Origin of the sequence: Methylosinus sp. LW3, assembly GCF_000527115.1 — a bacterium.
Taxonomy (GTDB): domain Bacteria; phylum Pseudomonadota; class Alphaproteobacteria; order Rhizobiales; family Beijerinckiaceae; genus Methylosinus.
Genome location: NZ_AZUO01000001.1, coordinates 1,318,683 through 1,342,095, shown reverse-complemented (window position 1 = coordinate 1,342,095; position 23,413 = coordinate 1,318,683). Strand labels below are relative to the sequence as shown.

The 23,413-nt window shown below is 64.3% G+C and carries 30 protein-coding genes; 22 read left to right on the top strand and 8 right to left on the bottom strand.

Translation table 11 applies throughout. The annotated features are described in order from the left end of the window. Window positions 1-4: 4 nt before the first annotated feature. From METLW3_RS0106740 to METLW3_RS0106710, 7 genes are read right to left on the bottom strand one after another with little or no spacing between them, the layout of a single operon-like run. Complete coding sequence (locus tag METLW3_RS0106740) at window positions 5-781, bottom strand: FRG domain-containing protein (protein ID WP_024879205.1); 777 nt, start codon at window positions 779-781, stop codon at window positions 5-7. Next, the gene (locus tag METLW3_RS25230) at window positions 778-1,968 is read right to left on the bottom strand and encodes a hypothetical protein (RefSeq protein WP_024879204.1); all 1,191 of its coding nucleotides are present in this window, start codon (window positions 1,966-1,968) and stop codon (window positions 778-780) included. Before METLW3_RS25230 ends, METLW3_RS0106740 begins: the two co-directional genes overlap by 4 nt. Then, complete coding sequence (locus METLW3_RS0106730) at window positions 1,965-2,312, bottom strand: hypothetical protein (protein ID WP_024879203.1); 348 nt, start codon at window positions 2,310-2,312, stop codon at window positions 1,965-1,967. The genes METLW3_RS25230 and METLW3_RS0106730 overlap by 4 nt, the downstream gene beginning before the upstream one ends. After that, window positions 2,312-2,914 carry a 7-cyano-7-deazaguanine synthase gene (locus tag METLW3_RS0106725; RefSeq protein ID WP_024879202.1) on the bottom strand — a complete coding sequence of 201 codons (603 nt, stop codon included), beginning with the start codon at window positions 2,912-2,914 and terminating at the stop codon, window positions 2,312-2,314. The genes METLW3_RS0106730 and METLW3_RS0106725 overlap by 1 nt, the downstream gene beginning before the upstream one ends. Further along, entirely contained in the window at window positions 2,911-4,092 is a 1,182-nt protein-coding gene (locus METLW3_RS0106720; RefSeq protein WP_024879201.1) for a PfkB family carbohydrate kinase, read from the bottom strand. Before METLW3_RS0106720 ends, METLW3_RS0106725 begins: the two co-directional genes overlap by 4 nt. Further along, a complete protein-coding gene (locus tag METLW3_RS25225; protein ID WP_024879200.1) occupies window positions 4,092-4,454 on the bottom strand; it encodes a hypothetical protein in 363 nt (120 codons plus the stop codon). The genes METLW3_RS0106720 and METLW3_RS25225 overlap by 1 nt, the downstream gene beginning before the upstream one ends. Before the next feature lie 51 nt (window positions 4,455-4,505). Next, a complete protein-coding gene (locus tag METLW3_RS0106710; protein ID WP_036308714.1) occupies window positions 4,506-5,201 on the bottom strand; it encodes a hypothetical protein in 696 nt (231 codons plus the stop codon). Between METLW3_RS0106710 and METLW3_RS0106705 the strand changes: the two genes are divergently transcribed. Beyond that, a complete protein-coding gene (locus METLW3_RS0106705; RefSeq protein WP_024879198.1) occupies window positions 5,200-5,550 on the top strand; it encodes a helix-turn-helix transcriptional regulator in 351 nt (116 codons plus the stop codon). The genes METLW3_RS0106710 and METLW3_RS0106705 overlap by 2 nt on opposite strands. 164 nt (window positions 5,551-5,714) lie before the next feature. Here the strand turns inward: METLW3_RS0106705 and METLW3_RS0106700 are convergent, their stop codons facing one another. After that, window positions 5,715-5,942, bottom strand: a complete 228-nt coding sequence (locus METLW3_RS0106700; protein ID WP_024879197.1) for a helix-turn-helix transcriptional regulator — start codon at window positions 5,940-5,942, stop codon at window positions 5,715-5,717. Between the two features lie 227 nt (window positions 5,943-6,169). Here METLW3_RS0106700 and METLW3_RS0106695 point away from each other — a divergent pair, with 227 nt between their 5' ends. From METLW3_RS0106695 to trbL, 21 genes are all read left to right on the top strand, one after another. Beyond that, window positions 6,170-6,433, top strand: coding sequence for a DUF2285 domain-containing protein (locus METLW3_RS0106695; RefSeq protein WP_024879196.1), 264 nt, complete (start codon window positions 6,170-6,172; stop codon window positions 6,431-6,433). Between the two features lie 138 nt (window positions 6,434-6,571). Continuing rightward, a complete protein-coding gene (locus tag METLW3_RS0106690) occupies window positions 6,572-6,781 on the top strand; it encodes a DUF6499 domain-containing protein (RefSeq protein ID WP_024879195.1) in 210 nt (69 codons plus the stop codon). A 205-nt stretch (window positions 6,782-6,986) separates the two neighbouring features. After that, window positions 6,987-7,355, top strand: a complete 369-nt coding sequence (locus METLW3_RS27400) for a DUF2285 domain-containing protein (RefSeq protein WP_084484793.1) — start codon at window positions 6,987-6,989, stop codon at window positions 7,353-7,355. Between the two features lie 232 nt (window positions 7,356-7,587). Next, a complete protein-coding gene (locus tag METLW3_RS0106680; protein ID WP_245267440.1) occupies window positions 7,588-7,812 on the top strand; it encodes a DNA-binding protein in 225 nt (74 codons plus the stop codon). Between the two features lie 12 nt (window positions 7,813-7,824). Beyond that, a complete protein-coding gene (locus tag METLW3_RS0106675) occupies window positions 7,825-8,991 on the top strand; it encodes a replication initiator protein A (protein WP_024879192.1) in 1,167 nt (388 codons plus the stop codon). Further along, the gene (parA, locus tag METLW3_RS0106670; protein WP_024879191.1) at window positions 8,988-9,626 is read left to right on the top strand and encodes a ParA family partition ATPase; all 639 of its coding nucleotides are present in this window, start codon (window positions 8,988-8,990) and stop codon (window positions 9,624-9,626) included. Before METLW3_RS0106675 ends, parA begins: the two co-directional genes overlap by 4 nt. Window positions 9,627-9,681: 55 nt before the next feature. Further along, window positions 9,682-9,936, top strand: coding sequence for a hypothetical protein (locus METLW3_RS0106665; RefSeq protein WP_024879190.1), 255 nt, complete (start codon window positions 9,682-9,684; stop codon window positions 9,934-9,936). Continuing rightward, the gene (locus tag METLW3_RS0106660) at window positions 9,933-10,451 is read left to right on the top strand and encodes a DUF2840 domain-containing protein (RefSeq protein ID WP_024879189.1); all 519 of its coding nucleotides are present in this window, start codon (window positions 9,933-9,935) and stop codon (window positions 10,449-10,451) included. Before METLW3_RS0106665 ends, METLW3_RS0106660 begins: the two co-directional genes overlap by 4 nt. Then, window positions 10,448-10,993, top strand: a complete 546-nt coding sequence (locus tag METLW3_RS0106655) for a S26 family signal peptidase (protein WP_024879188.1) — start codon at window positions 10,448-10,450, stop codon at window positions 10,991-10,993. The genes METLW3_RS0106660 and METLW3_RS0106655 overlap by 4 nt, the downstream gene beginning before the upstream one ends. A gap of 35 nt (window positions 10,994-11,028) precedes the next feature. Continuing rightward, on the top strand, window positions 11,029-11,364 hold the full coding sequence (locus METLW3_RS0106650) for a DUF736 domain-containing protein (protein ID WP_024879187.1): 336 nt from the start codon (window positions 11,029-11,031) through the stop codon (window positions 11,362-11,364). A gap of 4 nt (window positions 11,365-11,368) precedes the next feature. After that, complete coding sequence (locus METLW3_RS25220; RefSeq protein WP_084484792.1) at window positions 11,369-12,124, top strand: lytic transglycosylase domain-containing protein; 756 nt, start codon at window positions 11,369-11,371, stop codon at window positions 12,122-12,124. 370 nt (window positions 12,125-12,494) lie between these two features. Further along, window positions 12,495-14,252 carry a DUF3363 domain-containing protein gene (locus METLW3_RS0106640; protein ID WP_024879185.1) on the top strand — a complete coding sequence of 586 codons (1,758 nt, stop codon included), beginning with the start codon at window positions 12,495-12,497 and terminating at the stop codon, window positions 14,250-14,252. A gap of 145 nt (window positions 14,253-14,397) precedes the next feature. Then, the gene (locus tag METLW3_RS0106635) at window positions 14,398-16,377 is read left to right on the top strand and encodes a conjugal transfer protein TraG (protein WP_024879184.1); all 1,980 of its coding nucleotides are present in this window, start codon (window positions 14,398-14,400) and stop codon (window positions 16,375-16,377) included. Between the two features lie 9 nt (window positions 16,378-16,386). Further along, window positions 16,387-16,830, top strand: a complete 444-nt coding sequence (locus tag METLW3_RS0106630; RefSeq protein WP_024879183.1) for a ribbon-helix-helix protein, CopG family — start codon at window positions 16,387-16,389, stop codon at window positions 16,828-16,830. Window positions 16,831-16,967: 137 nt separating this feature from the next. Next, on the top strand, window positions 16,968-17,954 hold the full coding sequence (gene trbB / locus METLW3_RS0106625) for a P-type conjugative transfer ATPase TrbB (protein WP_024879182.1): 987 nt from the start codon (window positions 16,968-16,970) through the stop codon (window positions 17,952-17,954). Next, entirely contained in the window at window positions 17,951-18,289 is a 339-nt protein-coding gene (locus METLW3_RS0106620) for a TrbC/VirB2 family protein (RefSeq protein ID WP_024879181.1), read from the top strand. Before trbB ends, METLW3_RS0106620 begins: the two co-directional genes overlap by 4 nt. Continuing rightward, complete coding sequence (locus METLW3_RS0106615) at window positions 18,289-18,567, top strand: VirB3 family type IV secretion system protein (RefSeq protein ID WP_003612050.1); 279 nt, start codon at window positions 18,289-18,291, stop codon at window positions 18,565-18,567. Before METLW3_RS0106620 ends, METLW3_RS0106615 begins: the two co-directional genes overlap by 1 nt. 7 nt (window positions 18,568-18,574) lie before the next feature. Next, window positions 18,575-21,010 carry a conjugal transfer protein TrbE gene (gene trbE, locus METLW3_RS0106610; RefSeq protein WP_024879180.1) on the top strand — a complete coding sequence of 812 codons (2,436 nt, stop codon included), beginning with the start codon at window positions 18,575-18,577 and terminating at the stop codon, window positions 21,008-21,010. Further along, complete coding sequence (gene trbJ, locus METLW3_RS0106605) at window positions 21,010-21,753, top strand: P-type conjugative transfer protein TrbJ (RefSeq protein WP_024879179.1); 744 nt, start codon at window positions 21,010-21,012, stop codon at window positions 21,751-21,753. Before trbE ends, trbJ begins: the two co-directional genes overlap by 1 nt. 9 nt (window positions 21,754-21,762) lie before the next feature. After that, the gene (gene trbK-alt, locus METLW3_RS0106600) at window positions 21,763-22,077 is read left to right on the top strand and encodes a putative entry exclusion protein TrbK-alt (protein ID WP_024879178.1); all 315 of its coding nucleotides are present in this window, start codon (window positions 21,763-21,765) and stop codon (window positions 22,075-22,077) included. Then, window positions 22,074-23,411: a P-type conjugative transfer protein TrbL gene (trbL, locus tag METLW3_RS0106595; protein ID WP_024879177.1), complete on the top strand. Its 1,338-nt coding sequence runs from the start codon at window positions 22,074-22,076 to the stop codon at window positions 23,409-23,411. Before trbK-alt ends, trbL begins: the two co-directional genes overlap by 4 nt. The last annotated feature ends 2 nt before the right edge of the window (window positions 23,412-23,413 follow it).

Genomic DNA, 23,413 nt, shown 5'->3' with positions numbered 1-23,413 from the left:
CCTATCACCCGATCATTGGGTCACCGATGCCGATGCCGGCTTCGTACCGCCACTTCAAGGTCTCGCACAGGCCTCCCAAGTCTGGATAGATGTGGCTGTGATCGATGCCCATTTTGAACAATCCCCGCCGAAACCGCGCCCGCATCGGCGCGGGTATAACGAACTCGTTCATCTTCGGTGAGTCCCAAGGCACGTTAGGTTGATTGTGTACTGAGAACAACCCGCGTTGGTTCACAATTCGGCTCACGGATTTCGAAGGCAACAGGAACATCACACGGTCGATAGAGAATGGATCTTTGTTCTTCTTCGGGTCGATGATGTCATCGTCGGGAATGCTATAGGCATGCACGACGGCGTCTTCTCCCATGGGAAGGCTCGCCACGGCGAAGAAGCAGGCGACCAGGGGATTGGTTGACCAGTCCAGCAATCGAGTGGGTAGACCATGGTGCTGCGCAACGGCCAGCCAATCCCAGTCGGACATGGGGCGTGCACCTACCATCGTGTCCGCCGATCTCTGAAACGCGCGGAAAAGGCGTTCTTCGTTCAAAGGGGAATAGGTGTCGGCCTTACGACCCACGGACGGCACGAACCGATGACTGCGCGATGCGCTGCCTCGAAACACCCACCGCGTGTGAGCGCGTGCATCGATGAATTCGATGAACTCGATCCATCGGTCATGAGCCTCCCGAACGAAATCCTCCGTCGACTTTCCATTCTTGGTCGAGCTGTTGCTGCGCGAAGCCGCTTCTTCAGCGCCGCCCCTGAACTGAGGTGGTCTCATCGTTCAGGGCTTCTCATGACGTGATAGAGCGCTGTCGCATAGTCCTGAGCCACCACTGCACCCGGGAAATAGACAAGTGAAGAACGTGCATCGGCAGAGGGCCAAAAGACTACTGTTGGCTGAAGACCAGCTCTTGCAGCGGCTTCGAGTTCTCTCTGCGAGCATCTTGATCCGACCAGCAAGAGGTCGATGCCCTCATGGACTTTGGAGTCGAGGTCATCCAATCCAAATTTCACGTGGCTCACGGTGCCGCCGAGATAGCTCAGCCATGACTGTGTCTCGAGGACCAGTGCGTGCAGTTCGAAGTCACCTAAGCCCACGATGCGGATCTCTTCGCGACGAGCTATGTTGGGCATTCGGCCACGCACCTCAGCAGCGCTCGGGAGCGGGAGGCGAGGTCCCTCCACGAAGTGCGCCGTGCAGCGGGCTGCGTAGTGGGCCGCGTCTACAGGATCCCAACCCGACTCACCCCAAGCATGCGCGAATGCCGCTGCGGTGACGTCGCCGGAACCGATTCGGAAAAAGCTCTCGGCCGCGTAGCTTGGAACCCACACTGGCTGGTCACCTTGAAAAACAATCAAGCCGCCCAGACCGTCCTTCACCAAGACGACTTGCGGTGGCTGCGGAGAATCGCGTAGCGCTATGATTGCTTGGAGAAGAGTGCCTTCGTCTGGCATGAGGCTCTGTGGTTTGCCCTCTGATCTTCTTCGGGCGAGGACTGCCGCCGTGCCAGGGAGTTCCCAGCCACCTACGATCATCGCCAACGAGCCGGCAATCGATCCGTTGGAATAAAATAAAGCGTTAGGCAATTGAGGATCGTAGACTACCCGGTCGCCTTTGACGCAGGCATCCCCTTCCATCATGCCGAACCGCAGTACTACCTCGTCCTGCACCGAGAGATCGGGATAAGGTTTCTGCGGCCGCTCGGGCAGCTCTTTCCGCAGGAAAGCATGCAGATACTCGAATGTCATCGGATGCTCGGACTCGTGAAGATTCCCGACCACACCGAAACTGGCCAAGGTCAACTGGACGTCTTCTACCCATTCGCGGGGCACGTATGCGTGCAAGCGTACCGCGTCCGACAAGGAACTCACGGCGATCGCGGCCCTCAGCCCGGAGCCGTAAATCTGGTCCCAGGCCGGATATTTGCATCGTTCGGCATAAACACCGCCTGCAATGGAGATCATCGACGGAACACCTTGACCGAGCAGCGGGAGAAGGATGCGGCCTCGACGACGGCGACATAGCCCACGCCTTGTTCCAGGCAACCGATCAGCCGGGACAAACCACGAAATGCAGCCAGGGTTCCGACGACGGCGCCAGCTTTGGTTTCACAGACGACGCTTCTGATGCTGCCCTGGACGTGAAGGCTGATCACGAGCTCGTCGTTCTTGTTGAGCCCGCCGCTGATGCGGGATTGCACGCCCACGAGGTCGGTCTGGAATGCGAGATCGCATCCATCGCCAACGATTGTAGGTGGCGCAGCGCCGCCTTTCGTTTTCTTGATCTGATCGGGCGCGTATCCTCCCATCAAATTACCTGCTCATCCGTTCTGCGATAGACTGCGTCGACGCATTCACGGTGCTTAAGACACCCACCACATTGACCGCATGCGAACTCGTGGACGTGGCAAGAGAACGTTAGCCCTATCAGGTCGTACGGGAAAGCTGACTTGCGCAACAGCGACGGCGTCGAAAGACGGCGTGCCGGTGCAATGACTCGTACACCGCCCTCCTGAAGTGCGAGCACGCGATCCATGGCGTGGAAGAAGCGCGCTTTGCCGTCAGCATGGCGATCGGTGGACACAGCTCCGACCATGATCTGCGTCACGCCTTCGGGCATCAGCAACATGGCGGCGAGAGTGACGAGCATCTGGTTCCTGTAGGGCCAGAACTCCGTCGCTGCCGCTCTCGGCGCCGTCGGGCGCGCCGCCATGGAACCAGAGCCAAGGTAGGAGAGGTCGACGGATATACGGCGATGCTCAAGCTCCATCGCGGCGCAAAGGGCGGTCGCCGCGGCCATCTCACCCTTGGCGGCAATCTGACCGTAATCGATCGTCACGCAGACGTCCGGGCGCAGCCAATGCGCCAACGCCGCCGAGTCCAACCCACCGGACATCAGCAGCGCCTTCATCGGGCGGTCTCCCAGATCGCCTCGTAGATGGCGCTCGAGAAGTCCGACACGATCGTGCAACCAGTACCCTGGAGCATGGTGAGGCTCTCCGGACGCGGCGATTCAGCGAGCGCCACGACGGGTATGCCGTGCCGGCGCGCATGACCGACCTCGAACAGGGTCCCGGCATCTTCGCCGTCCAGTAGCGCGAGCACCACCGAGCATTGCGCCAATCCGTCGAGGTCGCGCATGGCGATGTACTCGGCACCCCCATGTGATCCGACGTCATGAATGGGCGAGAAGACGCTCGCGCCAAGGGACATGAGGCATCTGCGCGCTTCCTCCACCATCCAGCGCTGGGCCAAGGTGAAGAATGGCGCGGCCAGATAGATCGTGCTCGCTGGATCAGGCGCTGGTTTTGGCAGGGCCTCGGTGAGTTGGGAAAGATCCACTTGCGTGTTTCGCGTCTCCACATAACGTGAGACCGCGCGGGACGCTCTGTCTGCCGCAATCACTGGGTCTTCGTCCGCCTCGCCCCAGCGCTGAGCGAAGATCGCGCTGAACACGTCCCCAGATCCGATCTTGAAGACCGAGTTTGCCGCATAGGCGGGGACCTGTGCGAAAGCGTCTTTGGCGAACACCGTTGCTCCCCGCGGCCCACGCTTTACGACCACGACCGATGCTCCGGAATGCCGCATCAATCCTCGAACGCCTTCTTCGCCAGCGTTACCCGTCGCAAGCTTCAACTCCAACTCGTTGAGGACGATCGCCAGCGATTCCGCCCTCGAGCCATTGTCCCTGAAGCGAAGAACCTCGTCGGCGTTCTGAGGATCGAAGATCACGCGCTTGGCGTCGACCTGCGCATCGCCTTCCACGAAGCCGAACCGAAGCACCGTGTCCCCTGTGGCTTGCAAGGAGTCATAGCGGGCACTCGGAGCGCCGGTAAGTTCGGCCTGGGAGAGTGGGTGCAGGTAGTGGAATGCGATGTCCTCGCGGATAGGCCGGATCTCGGCGGTCACGCCGAAGGCGGCGATCGAGTGCTCTGCGTCCTCCACCCATTGCTCACAGGCGTATCCGACGAGCCGTGTGCCGGGTGACAGAAGCGAGACCGCGGCTGCAGCTCTGCCTCCAGAACCGAATATGCGCGACCAAGCTGGGCGAATGCACTCCTCGCGGTAGATGCCACCTGCGACGATCATCAGGCCACGCGGCTCCCGACGACGTGGCAACCACCCGGACGAAGCTGAGTGACTCCCACTTGGTATTTCACGCCGGCCCGAAGGCACCTTATGAGCTGCACCAGGTTCAGGAACGCAGACAAGGCTCCCACGATCTCTCCTTCGGCGTCCACGCAGATGACGGTCGGGTACGGCCCCTCGGCTTTCAGCTCGACCTTGAGCAGATCGCCGGTCTTCAGTCGCGCCAGACGGGGCAGACGAATGCCCTCAAGGTCCACGTCTATCACTAGGTCGCACTCATCGACGTTCTTACCTGCAGAGGCTGCCGCCCCTTCATTGCCAGCCTGAGACGATGGCCTTGTAGGCGTTTTCTTGCTGGACATAGAATCACCCCCTCACCTAAATCATAGCTGCAGTGGGGTGCAAGAAAAGAGTCAACTGAACAAAACGCGCATTTCCCGCCACATGATAGCGTCGAGTACTGATGCTCGAACCTGCAGAGCCCGGGCGAAGTTGAGGAATTTGCGCTCCAACGACTCGTAGTCGCGCGGAAGCCGGTATGTCTCGGGGAAGAGGCCGATCATTATACCTGCACGCAGGACATGCACATCCAAGATCGCCACCTCGTCGCTGCCGATATGGTTCCTGACTATCCAGGACGCCGTCTTGGGGCCAATGCCGGGCAACTCCATCATCCTGTTTCGAAATGCGATCGGATCGTTCGTGTCGGGAGGGCTGTCCCGAAGGAACTTGAGCGCGACGTGCAGGCGTCCGGCTCTCTGCCTCGGATAGCGGTATTTCTGCAGCCTGCCATTCACCCGAAGAGGCTCGCTGAGTAAGGCCTCAAACTCGGCTGCGCTTGGGACATCAATGGCCCGCAGTGCTCCGGCCTCGTCTAGCCGCTCCCACGCGGCGCGGTTCAGCTCCATCTTCACCCCGTATCCGCCCAGGAGGCAGAATGCGAGGTCCTCGGCCAGAGGTGTTCCCCTCGGGCTGACGTAGTCATCCACCTCGTCGCCCTCGAGGTCGGCCATGGCCGCCCAGAAGGCCGGTGTCGGGACCCATTCCTGGCGACCATATCGCACGCCTGGGACGACCTCGTCCTCGGGTTCGAAACGACGATGATGCATGGCATTGCCCTCCTATATGCAAAGCATATATGCAATGCATATGACAAACAAGGACCACTCGATCATCGCGGCTCTGGTAGCGCGTCAGCGGAAGGACGAGTTGACGCAGGCCGAGTTGGCGACAGCCTTGGGAATCCACCAGGCGCATTTGTCTAAGGTGATCGCCGGCAAAGCTCCGCTTTCGAGCAAGCTCAGGGCCAAGGCCGAGCGCCTACTCCAAGGCGGCGAGTCGTCGAATGCTTCGTTGGAAGACTTGGAGATACAGCTGATCCAAGCCCTGCGCACATCCAGCGCATTCCGGACCTTGATGCGTGCTGCCCTGCAACTGCATAGACGGCAGGAACAGTGACGCCGCACGCAGTGAATAGAATGCCTACGTCCGCTTTGGAGAATTGGCGTCTGAATGACCGACTTGAGGAGCGGAGCCAAAAGGCCGTTACGGCCAATTTCCACTTTTTTGGTGCCAAATAGACGTCGCGCCGGTTCCGGCCGGCCTTCTGTCGTCTGGCGAGTTCAGCCCCGAATTCTCGGCTTGCTGCGCTTGAGAAGCTCGGCGGGCTCTACGCCGAAAGCATCGGCGATCCGACCTATGATGTTCACTCTCGCCGACACATTGGCGCGCTCGATCGCACCGACATACCGAGAGCTCAGCTGTGCCTTCTCGGCGAGCGCTTCCTGCGTCCATTTCCTGGCATTACGCAGGCGACGCACATTCGTCGCTATGACCTCCTCGATCTCCATCGAGGCATGGAAACCGAGTCAAGAACGTTCATTCCAGGAATGAACGTTCCTATTCGTCGGTGACCACGCTACGCTCGGCCTTTGCCAAACCTGCGAGTCTGCATTTCCACCGAACAACGCGATGCGCCGATTGCATCACCGTCGGAATAGAATGCCAACCAATCCTGGGATATAATCCCGTCGTCTAGCCATGAATTCGCCGGCATAGAGCGACAGGCAGGTCCTCAATGAGCACGCCAGCCTTCGAAGATCGTCCGCCTCTCACCGAGCATGTGAACGCTTACGACGAGCGTCACCTCACGACCTACCTGCAACTGCTGGACGCCGCCGAAGAAGGCGCCGATTGGCGAGAGGTCGTCGCGGTGATTTTCGGGATCGACCCGGAGCGCGAGCCAGAACGGGCGAAGATCGTCCATGAGAGCCATTTGACCAGGGCGAGATGGATGTCCGCAGCCGGCTATCGGCAGCTCTTGGGCACGCGCCCGCAATAATCTCTCTGCTCGCCTGCCACAAAAACGTCATGGGCGCTCGCGGCACGCGATGCAGCCCTTTGGGCTAGTTTTGGTTCTGCCATTCCGGAATCGTCGAGACCGCCGCTCGAGCTACGAGGCCAAGCCGAGGAGCGCTTCATGCCGACGAATTTTTGGAAATCTCTTGATTCTATCAAGCAATTGAACGACCTGGATCCTTCCGGTTTCGCGCTCGAATTCCTGCGTCGGAACCCCAAATATCGCCAGGATTATCGCGAGACGCTGAAGCGGATCGAGCGCGGGGCCGTCGACGAAGCGACCGCGCTTTCGAGCCTCGCGCGTCGCTGGGGGTTGCAGTTTCGCTCATGACCCGGAATCGCCGGCAGGAACGGAGCCGGTACTTTGGCTCCCTGAGATCGACCCCGGCACGCTGATCATCGCTTCGGCGCCGCCCCGCTTCACGGCGAACGGGACCTTCGATCCGACGGCCCTCGGCTACGTCGTCGCCGACAGGTTCGACGACGGCGACAGGCGGGTCGTAATTGGCGACGCCCGAAGCGAGATTCATGTCTGGATGAACGAAGGCGCGCCGCACCGTCCCGCGATCATTTTGCCGCTCGACGCGTCACTCGAAATCCGGCTCGAAAGCGCGTCCCGGCTCGTTCGGCTCCTTCAGGGCGGGGCGGCAGGGCCGCTACCTCGCGCGCTACAATTGACCGCGCAGCGACGCGCGCGTCTCATCCTGTTGCTGCACGCGCTGGATTTCCGGCTCGGCGGCGCAGGGCCACGCGACATCGCCGCGGCCCTGATCGACACCGAGGACGCTGCGCTTCCCGCGCTCGAGTGGAAGAGCTCGGCGACGCGCCGCAAGGCGAACCGTCTCATCCATGATTCCATCGCGCTGATGAACGGCGGCTACAAGCGGCTGCTGCGCGGCGGCTGATGAACCTTCTGCATTCTCCGTTTCCTAGGACATCCCAGCGTGCGCCTCGCCGAAGGGGGACACGGACCGGCCTCAAAACTTCGTCCTCCCCCTGCGCTTGTCTTCTCCGCCACGGTGATCTCGAAACGCCGCGACCTCCCTGCGGCGCACCTCACCGCTACGGAGGCGTCTCTTGCGCGACAAATCACCCGAGGGCGCCACGCGCTTCGTCCGGACGCATGAAGCCGCGCGAATGCTCAGCCTCTCCGCGCGCACGCTCGAAAAATACCGCTGTCACGGCGCCGGCCCGACTTTCCGCAAGCTCGGCGGGCGCGTCGTCTATGCGATCGAAGATCTGCAGGCTTGGGCCGATGGGGCCGCCTGCCGCTCCACGTCCGACCCGCAATATGTCGAAGCGCGCGACGCCGTCCGCGTCGACACTGGCGTGCGCATCGCACGCCTGAACTTCCACCGCTGAGGCGACGCCGCCATGTCGCGCCGCCTCCCCGCCACCTCGAGCGAGCGAAGCCGGCTCCACCCCTTCGTCATCGCGACGGGGGACGCATCCCCTCGCGATCAGCGCGATCTCATGGAGCGGCCGTTCTTCTCGCTCGCCAAGGCAAAGCGCACGGCCCCGATCCTCTACGAGGCGGCCGGCGCGCGCGTGGAAGTCTTCGCCATGCCCGAGCACGGCATGGCGACGATATGGGACGCCGACGTGCTGATTTGGGCGGCGAGCCAGATTGTCGAGGCCGAGAACCAGGGCCTCACGACCTCCCGATTTCTCCGCTTCACGCCCTATCAACTCCTCAAGGCGGTCGGACGGGCGACCGGCGCCCGCGACTACAAGCTCCTGAAGGGTGCGCTCACCCGCCTGCAATCGACGGCCATCTGCACCACCATTCGCAACGGCGAGCATTGGCGCCGCAGCCAGTTCTCCTGGATCAACGAATGGGAAGAATGCGTGACGCGCGACGGCCGCGTCGAAGGCATGGAATTCGTTCTCCCGGAATGGTTCTACCGTGGCGTCGTCGACCGATCGCTGGTGCTCGCCATCGACCCTGCCTATTTCCGGCTGACGGGCGGCGTCGAGCGCTGGCTCTATCGCGTGGCCCGCAAGCACGCCGGTCGGCAGAGGTTGGGCTGGACCTTCGACATCCCGCATCTGCATCAAAAATCCGGCAGCCTCGCGACGCTCAGAAGTTTCGCCTTCGATATCCGACTCATTGTCCACCGGCAACCACTCCCCGGTTATCGCCTGCGGATCGAGCGCGAAGGTCGGCGCGAGCTGCTTCGCATCCTGCCGATCGACTTATCCACAACCCCTGTGGATAAGCCTGTGGAAACGCTCGGGACTTCGGGAACACATGGTATCGGGACTTCGGGAGCAGCCCTATCGGGACTTCGGGAACGCGAAGGCCAGCTAACCCTATGGCCCGAAGGAAAAATCCGCGCTGCTAACTTAGAGTCTAACATAGACTCTAACTTTTGTTTGCGCCCGGCGAATGTGGAAAACTCATCGGAGCGTTCCCGCACACCGAAACCTCCGTCTGAAAAGAATACGCCTGATACGACTTTCCGTAAATCCGGCTTTACGGACGATGCGACTTCCGAAGCGCCTCTTCCTTTCGGTGAAAGCGAAGGACGCGCGTCATGATCGTCGCGCTGCTCAACCAGAAGGGCGGCGTCGGCAAGACGACGCTCGCCCTGCATCTCGCCGGCGAATGGGCTCGGCAAGGAAAGCGCGTCACGCTGATCGACGCCGATCCTCAGGGCTCGGCGTTGGACTGGTCACAGCAGCGAGCGCGCGAGAATCTCCCTCGGCTGTTCACCGTTGTCGGCCTGCCGCGCGACACGCTCCACCGTGAGGCGCCCGAGTTGGCCCGCGGCGTCGACCACCTCGTCATCGATGGTCCGCCGCGCGTCGCCGGCCTGATGCGCTCGGCGCTGCTCGCCGCCGATCTGGCGCTGATCCCGGTGCAGCCGTCGCCCTTCGACGGCTGGGCGTCGGCCGAGATGCTGGCGTTGCTCGGCGAGGCGCGCATCTATCGCCCGCAGCTCGCCGCCCGTTTCGTCCTGAACCGCTACGCCGCACGCACCGTCATCGCGCGCGAGACGGTCGAGACGCTCGCCGATCATGATCCGCCAGCTCTCTCCGCCACCATCGGTCAACGCATCGCTTTCGCCGACGCCGCGCAGACCGGCAGGCTCGTCTGCGAGCTCGCCGACGATACGCCAGCGGCGCGCGAGATCGTCGCGCTCGCCGCCGAGGTCGGGAGGATCGCGCCATGACGATCTTCGCGGATATGGCGCGCAACGCTTCGCGGTTCGCCGACGGAGGCGCCGCATGAATGAGCGCTCTCCGAAGCGCGGTTTCGCGGCGCGTCCCGGCGACGCCGACGGCTGGATTAGATCGGCCGATGTCCCCGCGCGGCGCGCGAACGACGCCAGCGAATTCACCGCGCGCCTGACGATCGACGTCACGCCGGCGCTCCGCGGCCGCATCAAGGTCGCGGCTTTTCGGCGCGGTGCCACCGTCGCCGACATGCTGCGCGACCTGCTCGCGCGCGAATTCCCTGACGATCCCGGAGAGACATCATGAACGACAACGAGCCGCGATCCCCTCGCGTCGAAGCGCCGCCACATCACGGCGCCGCACCTCTCACCCATGTCGAGCTGACCTGGATCGAGAAGAAGATCGAGTTCCGAATTCGCTTCGGCCATCGCGCCGCGGACAAGATTATTGACCGCCGCCGCCGCATCGCCAGCTTCGCCCCCGGCAGCATCTTCTGCTTCGTCCGATGGGCGTCGAACGACTATGGCACGGTGATTTCGCGGATGGACATCGTGCGCGCCGTCGGAGCCGGCGAGCGCTATCAGACTCTCCCTTTCGTGCGGCCCGGCGGCGAGATCCTGCTGCGCGTCGACGCCTGGCCGAGGGTCGAGCGAGCGCTCCAGGCGATCGACGCCATAGAGGCGATCGGCGTCGATCCCGCGGAGGCGTCGCCCGACTATTGGCGGCATTTGCACAACCGCCTCGCTGTCGGCGACGAACCGCGCGCCTACACGCGCGAGCAGCACGACGCCTGGCTGAAGCGCCGGACCGTCGCGCCATGACCCGCCTCGGCTATGTCACGGCGACGCTCTCCTCTGTGCTGCTGATCGGCGGTCAGTCCATGGCTCCCGCCACACCATGGCTTGTCTGGAACGCCACGGCGAGCACGCCGATCGGGCTCTATGCGCTTCAGGTCACGGGCCGACTCCGCGCTATGCAGCTGGTCGCGGTCCGCCCGCCGGAACCCATCGCGAGCTTCCTCACCGATGGCGCCTTCCTGCCGAAAAACGTGCTGCTCTTGAAGCAAGTCTTGGCGCTCCCTGGACAGACGGTGTGCCGCACCGGCACCATCGTCACAGTCGATGGAGTCGATGTCGGCGCTGCGCGAGAGCGCGATCGTCTCGGTCGTCCGCTGCCGAGTTGGACCGGCTGCCGGACGCTTCGGCCCGACGAGGTCTTTCTCATGAATCCGACCGTCCAGGACAGCCTCGACGGTCGCTACTTCGGCCCATTCCCCGTCACGTCGATCGTCGCTCGCGCGGTTCCGATCTGGACCGACGAAGAGGGCGACGGCCGCTTTGTCTGGCGCGCCGCGGTCGACTGACGCCCGCGCGACTCTTCCAATCAAGGAGAATTCCGATGACGCAGATCGGTCGATTCACCCGCACCAAGGCTGGCTATTCGGGCGCCATCCGCACGCTGTCGCTCGACGCCCAGATCATTCTCGTTCCCTCCGACCGCGACGGTGCGGAGAACGCGCCGGATTATCGCATCCTGCTCGGCGATGACGAGGGACCAGAGATCGGGGCGGCATGGAAGCGCATCGGTGAGAAGGCTGGCGACTATGTGTCGTTGATCCTCGACGATCCGACCCTGACGCAGCCGATCCGCGCCAATCTGTTCCAATCGAGCGAAGACAAGTCCAGCTGGATTCTGCACTGGACCCGCCTCCAGAAGCGCAACGAGCGGGACTGACAACATGCGTCCCGAACTCCTGATCATGAGCAATCCGGACCGCCCAAACCGTGCCTGCGCTCGCGCGCGATTCACGCTCCTTCTTCTTATCGGCCTCGCCCCGGCCTGCACACTGGGCGGAGTCCTGCCCGCAAAGGCAACGCCGATCGAACGCCCGACGGGTGGAGATCCCTATGCCGCCCACGTCGCAGAGGCGGCGCGGCGCTTCGGCATTCCCCCGGCATGGATCCGGGCCGTGATGCAGATCGAAAGCCGCGGCCAGCGAGACGCCGTCTCGCCCAAAGGCGCAATCGGGCTCATGCAGATTATGCCCGACACTTGGTCGGAGCTGCGCGCCCGTTACGCTCTTGCCGGCGATCCCTTCGATCCTCGCGACAACATCATCGCCGGCACGGCCTATCTCCGCGAGCTGCACGAGCGCTACGGCTCGCCGGGCTTCCTCGCGGCCTATAATGCTGGACCGCGCCGCTACGAGAATTATCTCGATGGGCGCCGTTCATTGCCATCCGAGACCGTCGCCTATGTCGCGACGGTCCTCCCTCTTATCGAAGGAAACGACAGCGCTCGATCCGCCATTCGCGCGATCTCCGGTCTGTCGCGCTGGACGAAGGCGCCGCTGTTCGTCGAGCAGCTCGACAGCGCACATACCGCCAATCGTCCGGCCACGACGGCTGTCGCCGCCACTCGCGATCTTTCCGCGATCGTGCCTCGCTCGGACGGCCTGTTCGTCGCGCGCCCGACGGCGGAGCACGCGCAATGAACCGCCATCGCCGTTGCAGTCGGACCACCGACATTTGGGCACTGAGGGACTTCGAGGCCGCCGTCTGGATGGCGCCAAAAGCGCGCAGGCGCATTGAGAGCACCGTTTGTGACCACTTCGCATTCCAGCGTTTCCGAGCGCAATGTGACGAAGAGAAAGCCGCGGAAGGCATTTCAGCGCAGAACGCGACCGGGCTACGGCGAGATAAAAGCGCCTGCCACGCTGACAGACAAGTCGCTGTCGCGACTCGTCTTTCGTCGGGCAGGCTGATCGGTCGTTGGCAGGTTTCGGTAAATCCTCGTGGAGTTACAAGGCTTCGACTTGCACACTATGTTCTGGCGGCTGCCGTTCGCCTCGGCGAGGCGCGCCGATGAGCCGTGAGGAGAACGATTTCCGCGTCCGGCAGGGACGGGTCCGCACGACGCGCGCGCCGAAGTCGAAGAGCTTCGTCGCTGAGGTTTTGAAAGCGGCACGCAAGGCCGGACCTGCGACGCCACCGAACGGCGCGCGATCTGTCTCACCCAGCGACTCGAGCTTCGGGCGCGGGCGCGCCGCCTTCGGCCGCGCCCGCCTCTTCGATCCGGGCCGCCGCGTCGTCGTCAAGGCGCGCGTCGTCCGCCACAAGGGCCGAAGCTTTCGATCGGCGCCGCTCTCCGCGCATTTTTCCTATCTGAAGCGCGAGGGCGTCAGCCGCGATGGAGAGAAAGGCGTAATGATCGATGCCGCGAACGATCACGCCGACGATCGCGCCTTCGCCGAGCGATGCGACGGCGACCGGCATCATTTCCGCTTCATCGTCTCGCCTGAGGACGCCGGCGAGATGACTGACCTCAAAGCCTTCACTCGCGACCTCGCCGGGCGGATGGAGGCCGATCTCGGAACGAAGCTCGATTGGGTCGCCGTCGATCATTGGAACACGGACAATCCTCACGTCCATCTGCTGGTGCGCGGCATCGACGAGACCGGCGCCGATCTTGTCATTGCCCGCGATTACATCAGCCGTGGCCTGCGCTCGCGCGCGGAAGACCTCGTCGCCGTCGAGCTCGGACCGCGTCCAGAACATGCGATCCGTTCGGCGCTCGAGCGCGAGGTCGACGCCGACCGCTGGACACGGCTCGACGCCGCCATCCGCTACGCCGCCGACGAGACGGGTCTGGTCGACCTGCGCCCGGCGAGTCCAGGTCCAGACGATCCTGAATTGCGCCGCCTGATGGTCGGCCGCGTCCAGAAGCTCCAGCGAATGGGGCTCGCCGCGTCCGTTGGTCCCGGCCAGTGGATGATCGGACTGGAAGCGGAACGAACCTTGCGCGATCTCGGAATGCGCGGCGACATCATCAAGACCATGCACCGCGCCTTCGTCGAGCGCGGCCAGGACCGCGGCGTCGGTGATTATGCCCTCGATGCTGCGCCTTCGGAGTCGCCGATCGTCGGGCGGCTGGTCGACAAGGGACTGCACGATGAGCTGAGCGGAGAAGCCTATGCTGTGATCGACGGGACCGACGGCCGCGCCCATCATGTCCGCTTCCGCGGCGTCGAGGCCTTCGAGCATGCCCCGCCGATCGGCGGCGTCGTCGAGGTGCGGCGCTTCGGCGGAGCCGACGATCCGCAGCCGACGCTCATGTTGGCGACGCGCTCGGATTTCGATCTCGACCGCCAGATCGGCACTTCGGGCGCCACCTGGCTCGATCACCGCCTCGTCGAGCGCACGCCGACGCCGCTGGCGAGGGGCGGCTTCGGCGGCGAGGTCCGCGAGGCCATGAGGGCGCGCGCCGAGCATCTCATCTCCGCGGGGCTGGCTCAGCGCCGAGGCGGGCAGGTCATTTTCCAGCGCGACCTGCTCGCGACGTTGCGCGGTCGCGAGCTGAATGACGTAGCCGCGAAGCTCTCGGCCGAGACCGGCCTTCCGCACACGCTGGCCGCCGCCGGAAATCAGGTCTCTGGCGTCTATCGTCAGCGCCTCGTGCTCGCGTCCGGGCGCTTCGCCATGATCGACGACGGTCTCGGCTACCAGCTCGTGCCCTGGTCGCCGACGCTCGAGAAAAAGCTCGGCCAGCATGTCGCCGGGACAACGCGAGACGATGGCGGCATCGAATGGAGCCTCGGCCGAAAACGAGGATTGGGCCTATGACGATCGGTGAATCTCGATCGCCGGTTCACGCGCCAGTATTTTTTCGTCTCGGTTCGCCACGCTGCGATCGCGACACGAACACGCTTGAATACGCTCGGACCGCGTCCTTGTCTCGACGCCTCGCTCTATTCGAATGGAGGCGTCCATGTCCGCGACCAGGATTCTCTGGGGCCAGATCCTCGTCGTATCGCTCATCGTGCTGACGACGATATGGGCGGCGACCGAATGGACGGCCTGGCGCCTCGGCTTCCAGCCGCAGCTCGGACATCCCTGGTTCGAGTTCGCCCATTTCCCCTTCTATCCGCCGCCCGCCTTCTTCTGGTGGTGGTATGCCTTCGACGCCTATGCGCCAGCGATCTTCGTCGAAGGCGGCTATATCGCAGCCTCGGCCGGGCCACTCTCGATCGCGGCGGCGATCGCCATGTCGATCTGGCGCGCGCGCGAGGCCGACGACGCCGAGACCTATGGGTCCGCCCGCTGGGCGCGGCCCGACGAGATGAAAGCCGCTGGCCTGCTCGGCCCCGACGGAGTCGTGCTCGGCCGGCACGAAAGCGCCTATCTGCGTCACGACGGACCCGAGCATGTCCTCTGCTTCGCCCCGACGCGCTCCGGAAAAGGCGTAGGGCTGGTGGTGCCGACGCTGCTCACCTGGCCGGGCTCGGCCATCGTCCACGACATCAAGGGCGAGAACTGGCAGCTCACCGCCGGCTTTCGCGCCCGCCATGGCCGCACGCTGCTGTTCGATCCGACCAACGGCGCCTCGGCCGCCTATAATCCGCTGCTCGAAGTGCGCAGGGGCGAGTGGGAAGTCCGCGACGTGCAGAACGTCGCCGACGTGCTGGTCGATCCCGAGGGATCGCTCGAGCGCCGGAACCATTGGGAAAAAACCAGCCACTCACTGCTGGTCGGCGCCATCCTCCACGTCCTCTACGCCGAAGCCGACAAGACGCTCGCCGGCGTTGCCGCCTTCTTGTCCGATCCGAACCGGCCGATCGAGACGACGCTGTGGGCGATGATGACGACCCGGCATCTCGGCGAGGTCGGCCCGCATCCTGTCGTCGCCTCGGCCGCGCGCGAGCTTCTCAACAAATCCGACAATGAGCGTTCGGGCGTCCTCAGCACAGCCATGTCGTTCCTGGGCCTCTATCGCGATCCCGTCGTGGCGAGAGTGACCCGCCAATGCGACTGGCGGATCGCCGATCTCGTGTCCGATCCGCGTCCGGCCACGCTCTACCTCGTGGTGCCACCCTCCGACATCAGCCGCACCAAGCCGCTGATCCGACTCGTGCTCAATCAGATCGGTCGACGCCTGACCGAGGAATTGCGGCCGACGGGCCGCCGTCACCGCATGTTGCTCATGCTCGACGAATTCCCGGCGCTCGGACGGCTCGACTTCTTCGAGAGCGCGCTGGCTTTCATGGCGGGCTATGGCCTGAAGAGCTTCTTGATCGCGCAATCGCTGAACCAGATCGAGAAGGCCTATGGGGCGAACAACTCCATCCTCGACAATTGCCATGTCCGCGTGTCCTTCGCGACCAATGACGAGCGGACGGCGAAGCGCGTGAGCGACGCGCTCGGCGCCGCGACCGAGATGAAGGCGATGAAGAACTATGCCGGCCATCGGCTTTCGCCCTGGCTCGGTCATTTGATGGTATCGCGTTCCGAGACGGCGCGCCCGCTGCTCACCCCCGGCGAGATCATGCAGCTTCCGCCGTCCGACGAAATCGTCATGATGTCGGGCCTGCATCCGGTCCGCGCGAAGAAAGCGCGCTATTATGAGGATCGCCGCTTCGCCGAGCGCATCCTGCCGCCGCCGAAAGAAGCACTGCATACGCCTCGGCTCGACGACTGGTCTGCTCTGCCGGTCCGGGCTCCGTCCACTGACCTCGTCGCGCTGTCGAAAGCCGAGGACGAGGCCAATGGCGGGTTGCGACGCGAGCCGGAGCTGCCCGATCATGTGGCGATCGTGAAGGAGACGACGCCGTCGCGCCGGGACGCGAATGAGTTCGCCTTCATCGATGATACGCCTGAGCAGGCCGCGCGCCAGCAGGAAATCATCCGGCAGCGCATGGGCGGCCTCGCCCGCCAGGGCGCAATGGACCCGGCCGACGGCCTCGATCTGTAGGAGGCCATGATGCGCGACCGCCTCAATGTCTCGCTTCCCGTGGAGATGATCGCGAGGATCAACGAGGTCGCCGCGCAGAAACGTCTGACGCGCTCCGCTATCGTCGAGGCTGCGGTCGCGTCCTTCCTGTCGCCCGACGGAGCGGATCGCATGGAGGCCGCTTTCACGCGCCGCCTCGACCGACTGACCCGTCAGGTTCAACGTCTCGAACGCAACAGCGGGCTGACGACCGAAGCGCTCGCGCTGTTCGTTCGCTTCTGGTTGACCGTCACGCCGCCCTTGCCGCCGGAGGCGCAAGCCGCCGCTCAAGTGAAAGGACGCGAACGCTACGAGGGATTCATCGAGGCGCTCGGGCGGCGACTCAATCAGGGGCGGACGCTGCTCGATGAGATTCCGAAAGACATGCTCCGCACCGAACGAGCCGACGAGAACGCCACCGACCCGCGCGAATAGGACGCAAGTATTTTTTCGCCGAGCTACGACCGGCTGCTACGACCGCCGGAACCTTGTTGATTACGCCGGTTTCCTGCCTTTTCTAATCATCCCCACGGTGGATCGCCCTCGCGCGATCGACCGAAGCGGGGGCGGATTTGGCGGCTTCTCTTCTCCATTCACAGGCTCACGCGCGCGGCGCGCGCATGCTGCGCACGGCCCTCGGACCGGCCGTCGCGAGCTTTCTCGAAGACCCAACCGTCGTCGAGGTCATGCTCAATCCCGACGGGAGGCTCTGGATCGACAGATTGTCGAGCGGCCTCGATGATAGCGGCTGCAGAATGTCGGCGGCCGATGGCGAGCGCATCGTGCGGCTCGTCGCGCATCATGTCGGCGCCGAGGTACATCCGGGTTCACCGCGGGTGTCGGCGGAACTACCCGAGACGGCGGAGAGATTCGAAGGACTGCTTCCACCCGTCGTGGCGGCGCCCACCTTCGCGATCCGCAAGCCGGCCGTAGCTGTCTTCACGCTCGACGACTATTCCATCGCCGGCGTCCTGACATTCGGACAGGCCAACGTTCTGCGAAAGTCCGTCGCGGACCGCAAGAACATTCTCGTCGCCGGCGGCACATCGACCGGCAAGACGACGCTCGCCAATGCGCTGCTCGCCGAGATCGCGCATACATCCGATCGCATCGTGCTGATCGAGGATACGCGCGAGCTGCAATGCCGCGCGCCGAATCTCGTCGCTCTGCGCACGAAGGACGGCGTCGTCTCCCTTTCCGATCTCGTCCGCTCGTCGCTTCGACTGCGGCCAGACCGCATTCCGATCGGCGAGGTTCGCGGCGCGGAAGCCCTCGACCTGCTGAAGGCCTGGGGCACCGGACATCCCGGCGGCATCGCCACCATTCACGCCGGAACGGCTCTCGGGGCGCTGCGCCGTCTCGAGCAGCTCATTCAGGAAGCCGTGATCACCGTGCCGCGCGCGCTGATCGCCGAGACCATCGATGTCATCGCCGTTCTGCAGGGCCGCGGCGGCGAGCGGCGCCTCGCCGAACTCGCGACCGTCGACGGCCTCGATCCATCCACCGGCGATTACCGAGTCCTTTCGATCGCTGCACATGTCGCAGGAGACCAATCATGATGCCCTTTACTCCAAATAGCCGATTTGGCCGACGCATTACCATCCTCGCTGCCATCGTCGGCTGCGCGGTGATGTCTTCGTCTTCGGCTCATGCCTCCGGCTCTTCCATGCCGTGGGAAACTCCGCTCAACCAAATTCTCGAATCCATCCAGGGCCCGGTCGCCAAGATCATTTCAGTCATCATCATCACAGTGACCGGCCTGACGCTCGCCTTCGGCGACACGTCGGGCGGCTTCCGCCGGCTGATCCAGATCGTCTTCGGTCTCTCGATCGCTTTCGCCGCCAGCTCTTTCTTTCTCTCCTTCTTCTCCTTCTCCGGCGGAGCGCTGATCTGATGAGCGGCTTCAACAGCGCCGAGGACGTTCCTGGCTTCTTCGTCCCTGTGCATCGGGCGCTGACCGATCCGATCCTGCTCGGCGGCGCGCCGCGGGCGGTTGCGATCGCCAATGGCACGCTCGCCGCGGCGATCGCGCTCGGTCTTCGCCTCTGGCTTCCCGGCGCGCTGTTCTGGGCCGTTAGCCACAGCGCCGCGGTCTGGGCGGCAAAGCGCGATCCGCAATTCGTCGAGGTCGTGCGCCGCCACCTGCGCTATCCCGCTTATTTCGGCGTGTGAGGCCGCCATGATGAATCTCGCCGAATATCGTGGCCGACCGACGAGCCTTGCGGACTTCTTGCCCTGGGCCGCCCTCGTCGCCGAGGGTGTCGTCCTCAACAAGGACGGCTCGTTTCAGCGAACCGCGCGCTTCCGCGGACCCGATCTCGACAGCGCGACGCCGGCCGAGCTTGTCGGCGTGACCGCCCGCCTCAACAATGCGCTGCGCCGCCTCGGCTCCGGCTGGGCGATCTTCGTCGAAGCCGATCGGGCGCCGGCACAGCATTATCCGCACGACCGTTTTCCAGACGCGGCGTCAGCGCTCGTCGACCTCGAGCGGCAAAACGCCTTCGAGGAGGCGGGCACGCATTTCGAGAGCCGCTATTTCCTAACGCTGCTCTGGCTGCCGCCGGAGGAGGACGCGTCGTGCGTCGAGAATTGGCTCTATGAAGGCCGCGCGCAGGACGGCGTCGACCCTTGGGAACTGCTGCGCAGCTTCGTCGATCGCACCAGCCGCGTGCTGCAATTGATCGAGAGCTTCATGCCCGAGGCCGAATGGCTCGATGACGGCGAGACGCTGACCTTCCTGCATTCGACGATCTCGACGCGCCGCCAGCGCGTCCGCCTCCCTGAAACGCCGATGTATCTCGACGCGCTGCTCGCCGACGAGCCCCTCACCGGCGGGCTGGAGCCACGCCTCGGAAGCGCGCATCTGCGGATTCTGACCATCGTCGGCTTTCCGACCGTGACCCACCCCGGCATTCTCGACGAGCTCAATCGTCTCGCCTTCCCCTATCGCTGGTCGACGCGCGCCATACTGCTCGACAAGACCGAGGCGGTCCGGCTGCTGACCAAGATCCGGCGGCAGTGGTTCGCCAAACGCAAATCCGTCGCCGCGATCATCAAGGAGGTGATGACCAATGAGGCTTCGGCCCTCGTCGACTCCGACGCGGCGAACAAGGCGGCCGACGCCGATATCGCGCTGCAGGAGCTCGGCGCAGACGATGTCGGCGAGGCCTATGTCACCGCGACCGTCGCCGTCTGGGACGATGACCCGGCGATTGCAACGGAACGGCTGCGCCTCGTCGAGAAGGCGATCCAGGGCCGCGACTTCACCTGCATAGCGGAAGGCGTGAATGCGGTCGAAGCTTGGCTCGGCTCTCTTCCCGGTCACGTCTACGCCAATGTCCGGCAACCGCCGATCTCGACGCTCAATCTCGCCCATATGATTCCGCTCTCCGCCATCTGGGCGGGAGCAGACAGAGACGAGCATCTTCGTGGCTCTCCCTTGCTCTTCGGAAAGACCGACGGCTCGACGCCGTTCCGCTTCTCGCTCCATGTCGGCGACGTCGGCCATACGTTGATCGTCGGTCCGACCGGCGCCGGCAAATCCGTGCTGCTGGCGCTGATGGCGATGCAGTTTCGCCGCTATGCCCGCGCGCAGATCTTCGCCTTCGATTTCGGCGGCTCGATCCGCGCGGCGGCGCTCGCCTGCGGCGGCGATTGGCACGATCTCGGCGGTGGCCTGTCGGCGGGCTCCGAGGACAGCGTGTCGCTGCAACCGCTCGCCCGCATCGACGACGCGGCCGAGCGCGCCTGGGCGGCCGAGTGGGCAGCCGGGATCCTCGCCAAGGAAGGCGCCACCATAGATCCGACTGCGAAAGAGCATATCTGGTCGGCGCTCACCTCGCTCGCCTCGTCGCCGCCCGGCGAACGCACGCTCACCGGGCTCGCCGTCCTGCTCCAGTCAACGGCCCTGAAGCAGGCGCTTCAGCCCTATTGCGTGGGCGGTCCCTTCGGTCGGCTGCTCGATGCCGAAGAGGAGCGCCTCGGCTATTCCAATTTCCAGGCCTTCGAGACGGAAGGACTCATCGGCGCCGGCGCAGCAGCAGCGGTCCTCACCTATCTTTTTCATCGTCTCGAGCAGCGGTTAGACGGTCGTCCGACCTTGCTCGTCATCGATGAGGGCTGGCTCGTCCTCGACGATCCCGCTTTCGCGCGCCAGCTGCGCGAATGGCTCAAGACCCTACGGAAGAAGAACGCTTCCGTCGTCTTCGCCACGCAGTCGCTCTCCGACATCGACAATAGCCCGATCGCGCCGGCGATCGTCGAGAGCTGTCCGACCCGCATCTTCCTCCCGAACGAGCGCGCGATCGAGCCGCAGATCACCGCGATCTATCGCCGCTTCGGGCTCAACGATCGTCAGATCGAGATCATCGCCCGCGCGACGCCCAAGCGCGACTATTATTGTCAATCGCGACGCGGCAATCGCCTTTTCGAATTGGGGCTCGGGCCGATCGGCCTCGCCTTCTGCGCCGCCTCCTCCAAGACCGATCACGCCACGATCGAGCGCATTCTCACCGAGCAGGGTTCGGACAGCTTTCTCCGCGCGTGGCTGATCGAGCGCGGCCTCGAATGGGCCGCCGACCTCATTCCCGACCTCACCAATCTGGAGTTCTCCTGATGGCTGCTCGGTCTCTTCGCCACGCTGCCCTGTTTTGCGCCGCGGCTCTATCCCTCTCGCTCGTCGCCGATCCGACGCCCGCGCAGATCGTCGTCTACGATCCGACCAATTTCTCGCAGAACGTACTCACCGCCGCGCGTGAGCTGCAGCAGGTCAATAATCAGGTCCAGAGCCTCGCCAATGAGGCCCAGATGCTGACCAATCAGGCGCGCAATCTCGCAAGCCTGCCGCTCTCGACCTTGAACCAGCTCCAGACGACGATCCAGAAGACGCAGTCGCTGCTCGCCCAGGCGCAGCACATTGCCTTCGATGTCCAGCAGATCGAATCCGCCTTCTCGACGACCTATGGTTCGGCGTCGAGCAGCGGCTCAAGTTCGGCGCTCTTCGCCACGGCGCAGACCCGCTGGCGCAATTCCGTCGCGGCCTTCGAGGATTCCTTGAAGGTGCAGGCTGGCGTCGTCGGCAATATCTCGAGCAACGGCTCCGCCATGTCGTCACTGACTTCCGCGAGCCAAACGGCGACGGGCGCGCTGCAGGCGGCGCAGGCCGGCAATCAGCTGCTCGCGCTGCAATCGCAGCAGCTCTCCGATCTCGTCGCCGTGGTCGCGGCGAAGAGCCGCGCCGATGCGCTCGAGCAATCACGCCTCACGGCGACGGAATCGCAAGGACAGGAGCAATATCGGCGCTTTTCGACTCGCTCCGGCTATCAGCCGGGCAATGTCACCATGTTCCACGGCAATTGAGGCGCCGCCATGGAACGATGGGACATATGGCGCGCCGGCGCGATCCTCATTCTGATCGCCACATTGATCGCGATACTCTCGGCGATCACTCTCGATGCGCCTGCGCCGATCATCGGTGACGCCGACGCCGCCTCTGCCATCGATCGAGACGATCTTTCCGCCGAGCTGCGCCGTTGCAGCGCGCTCGGTCTCCAGGATGCCGAAGACCAGCGCTGTGAGGCGGTCTGGACGGAGAACCGCCGCCGCTTCTTCGGCAGGCCGGCGCGGCCGACGCCTCCCACTGCCGCGCCGGCCGCAGCTACATCGAAAGGCGCCGCGCCATGAACATCGGCGTCATCGACACCTTCCTCAACACATTCACGACCTATATCGATTCCGGCTTCGGGCTGCTGAAGGGCGACGTCGCCTATCTTTCCTCCACGCTGATCGCGATCGACATCACACTCGCCGGCCTATTCTGGGCCTGGGGCGCGGACGAGGACGTGATCCAGAGGCTCGTCAGGAAGACGCTCTATATCGGCTTCTTCGCCTTCCTCATCACCAATTTCAACAAGCTCTCGGGAGTGGTCTTCAACAGCTTCGCAGGCGTCGGCCTGAAGGCCGGCGGCTCTTCGGTTTCGACCGCCGATTTCCTGCGGCCCGGCCGTCTCGCCCAGGTCGGCCTCGACGCCGGTCAGCCGCTGCTCGACGCGGCGAGCCAAATGATGGGCTTTGCGTCCTTCTTCGCCAATTTCGTTCAGATCGCCGTGCTGATGATCTCATGGCTGCTGATCATCATCGCCTTCTTCATCCTCGCCGTGCAGCTTTTCGTGACACTGATCGAGTTCAAGCTGACGACGCTCGCCGGCTTCGTGCTCATTCCCTTCGCGCTCTTCAACAAGACCTCTTTTCTCGCCGAGAAGGTGCTCGGCAATATCGTCGCGTCGGGCGTGAAGGTGATGACGCTCGCCGTCATCGTCGGAATCGGCTCGGGGCTCTTCTCGCAATTCACGACGAGCTATGGCGGCGAGCAGCCGACGATCGAGCAGACGCTCTCCGTCGTGCTCGCCGCTCTCGCTATGCTCGGCCTCGGCATATTCGGTCCCGGCATCGCGACCGGCCTCGTCTCCGGCGCGCCGCAACTCGGCGCCGGCGCTGCCGTCGGAACCGGCGTCGCTGTCGCGGGCGGCGGAATGGTCGGAGGCGCGGCGCTCGGCCTCGCCGGAAGGGGAGCGACGGCCGCCGCCTCGGGAGCCGCCGCCACCGCGCGCGGCGGCGCGAGGCTCGCCGGCGGGGCCGCTTCCGCCTATGCGCTCGGTTCGGCCGCCGAGTCCGGGCCTTCGGCTGTCGCCGCCGGACTTGCCGGCGTCGGCCGCGCCGCGGGAGCCGTCGCAGCGGCTCCCTTCCGCCGCGCGGCCGCTCGCGCGACCAGTTCCTTGGCCGAGAACTATTCCGCCGGCGCGCGCGCCGCCTTCGCGGCGACCGGCGGATCGTCGACCACAGGCGCGGTCGGCGACGGCGCAGCCAGCGCTCCGCCTGGGAATGCGCCGCCCGCCTGGGCGCGGCGCATGAAACGAAATCAGCTCGCGAGCCACGGCGCGACGACCGCCGCGCATGTCATTCAGTCCGGCGACAGCCACGGCGGCGGCCATTCCGTCGATCTCTCACAAGAGGAATAGAC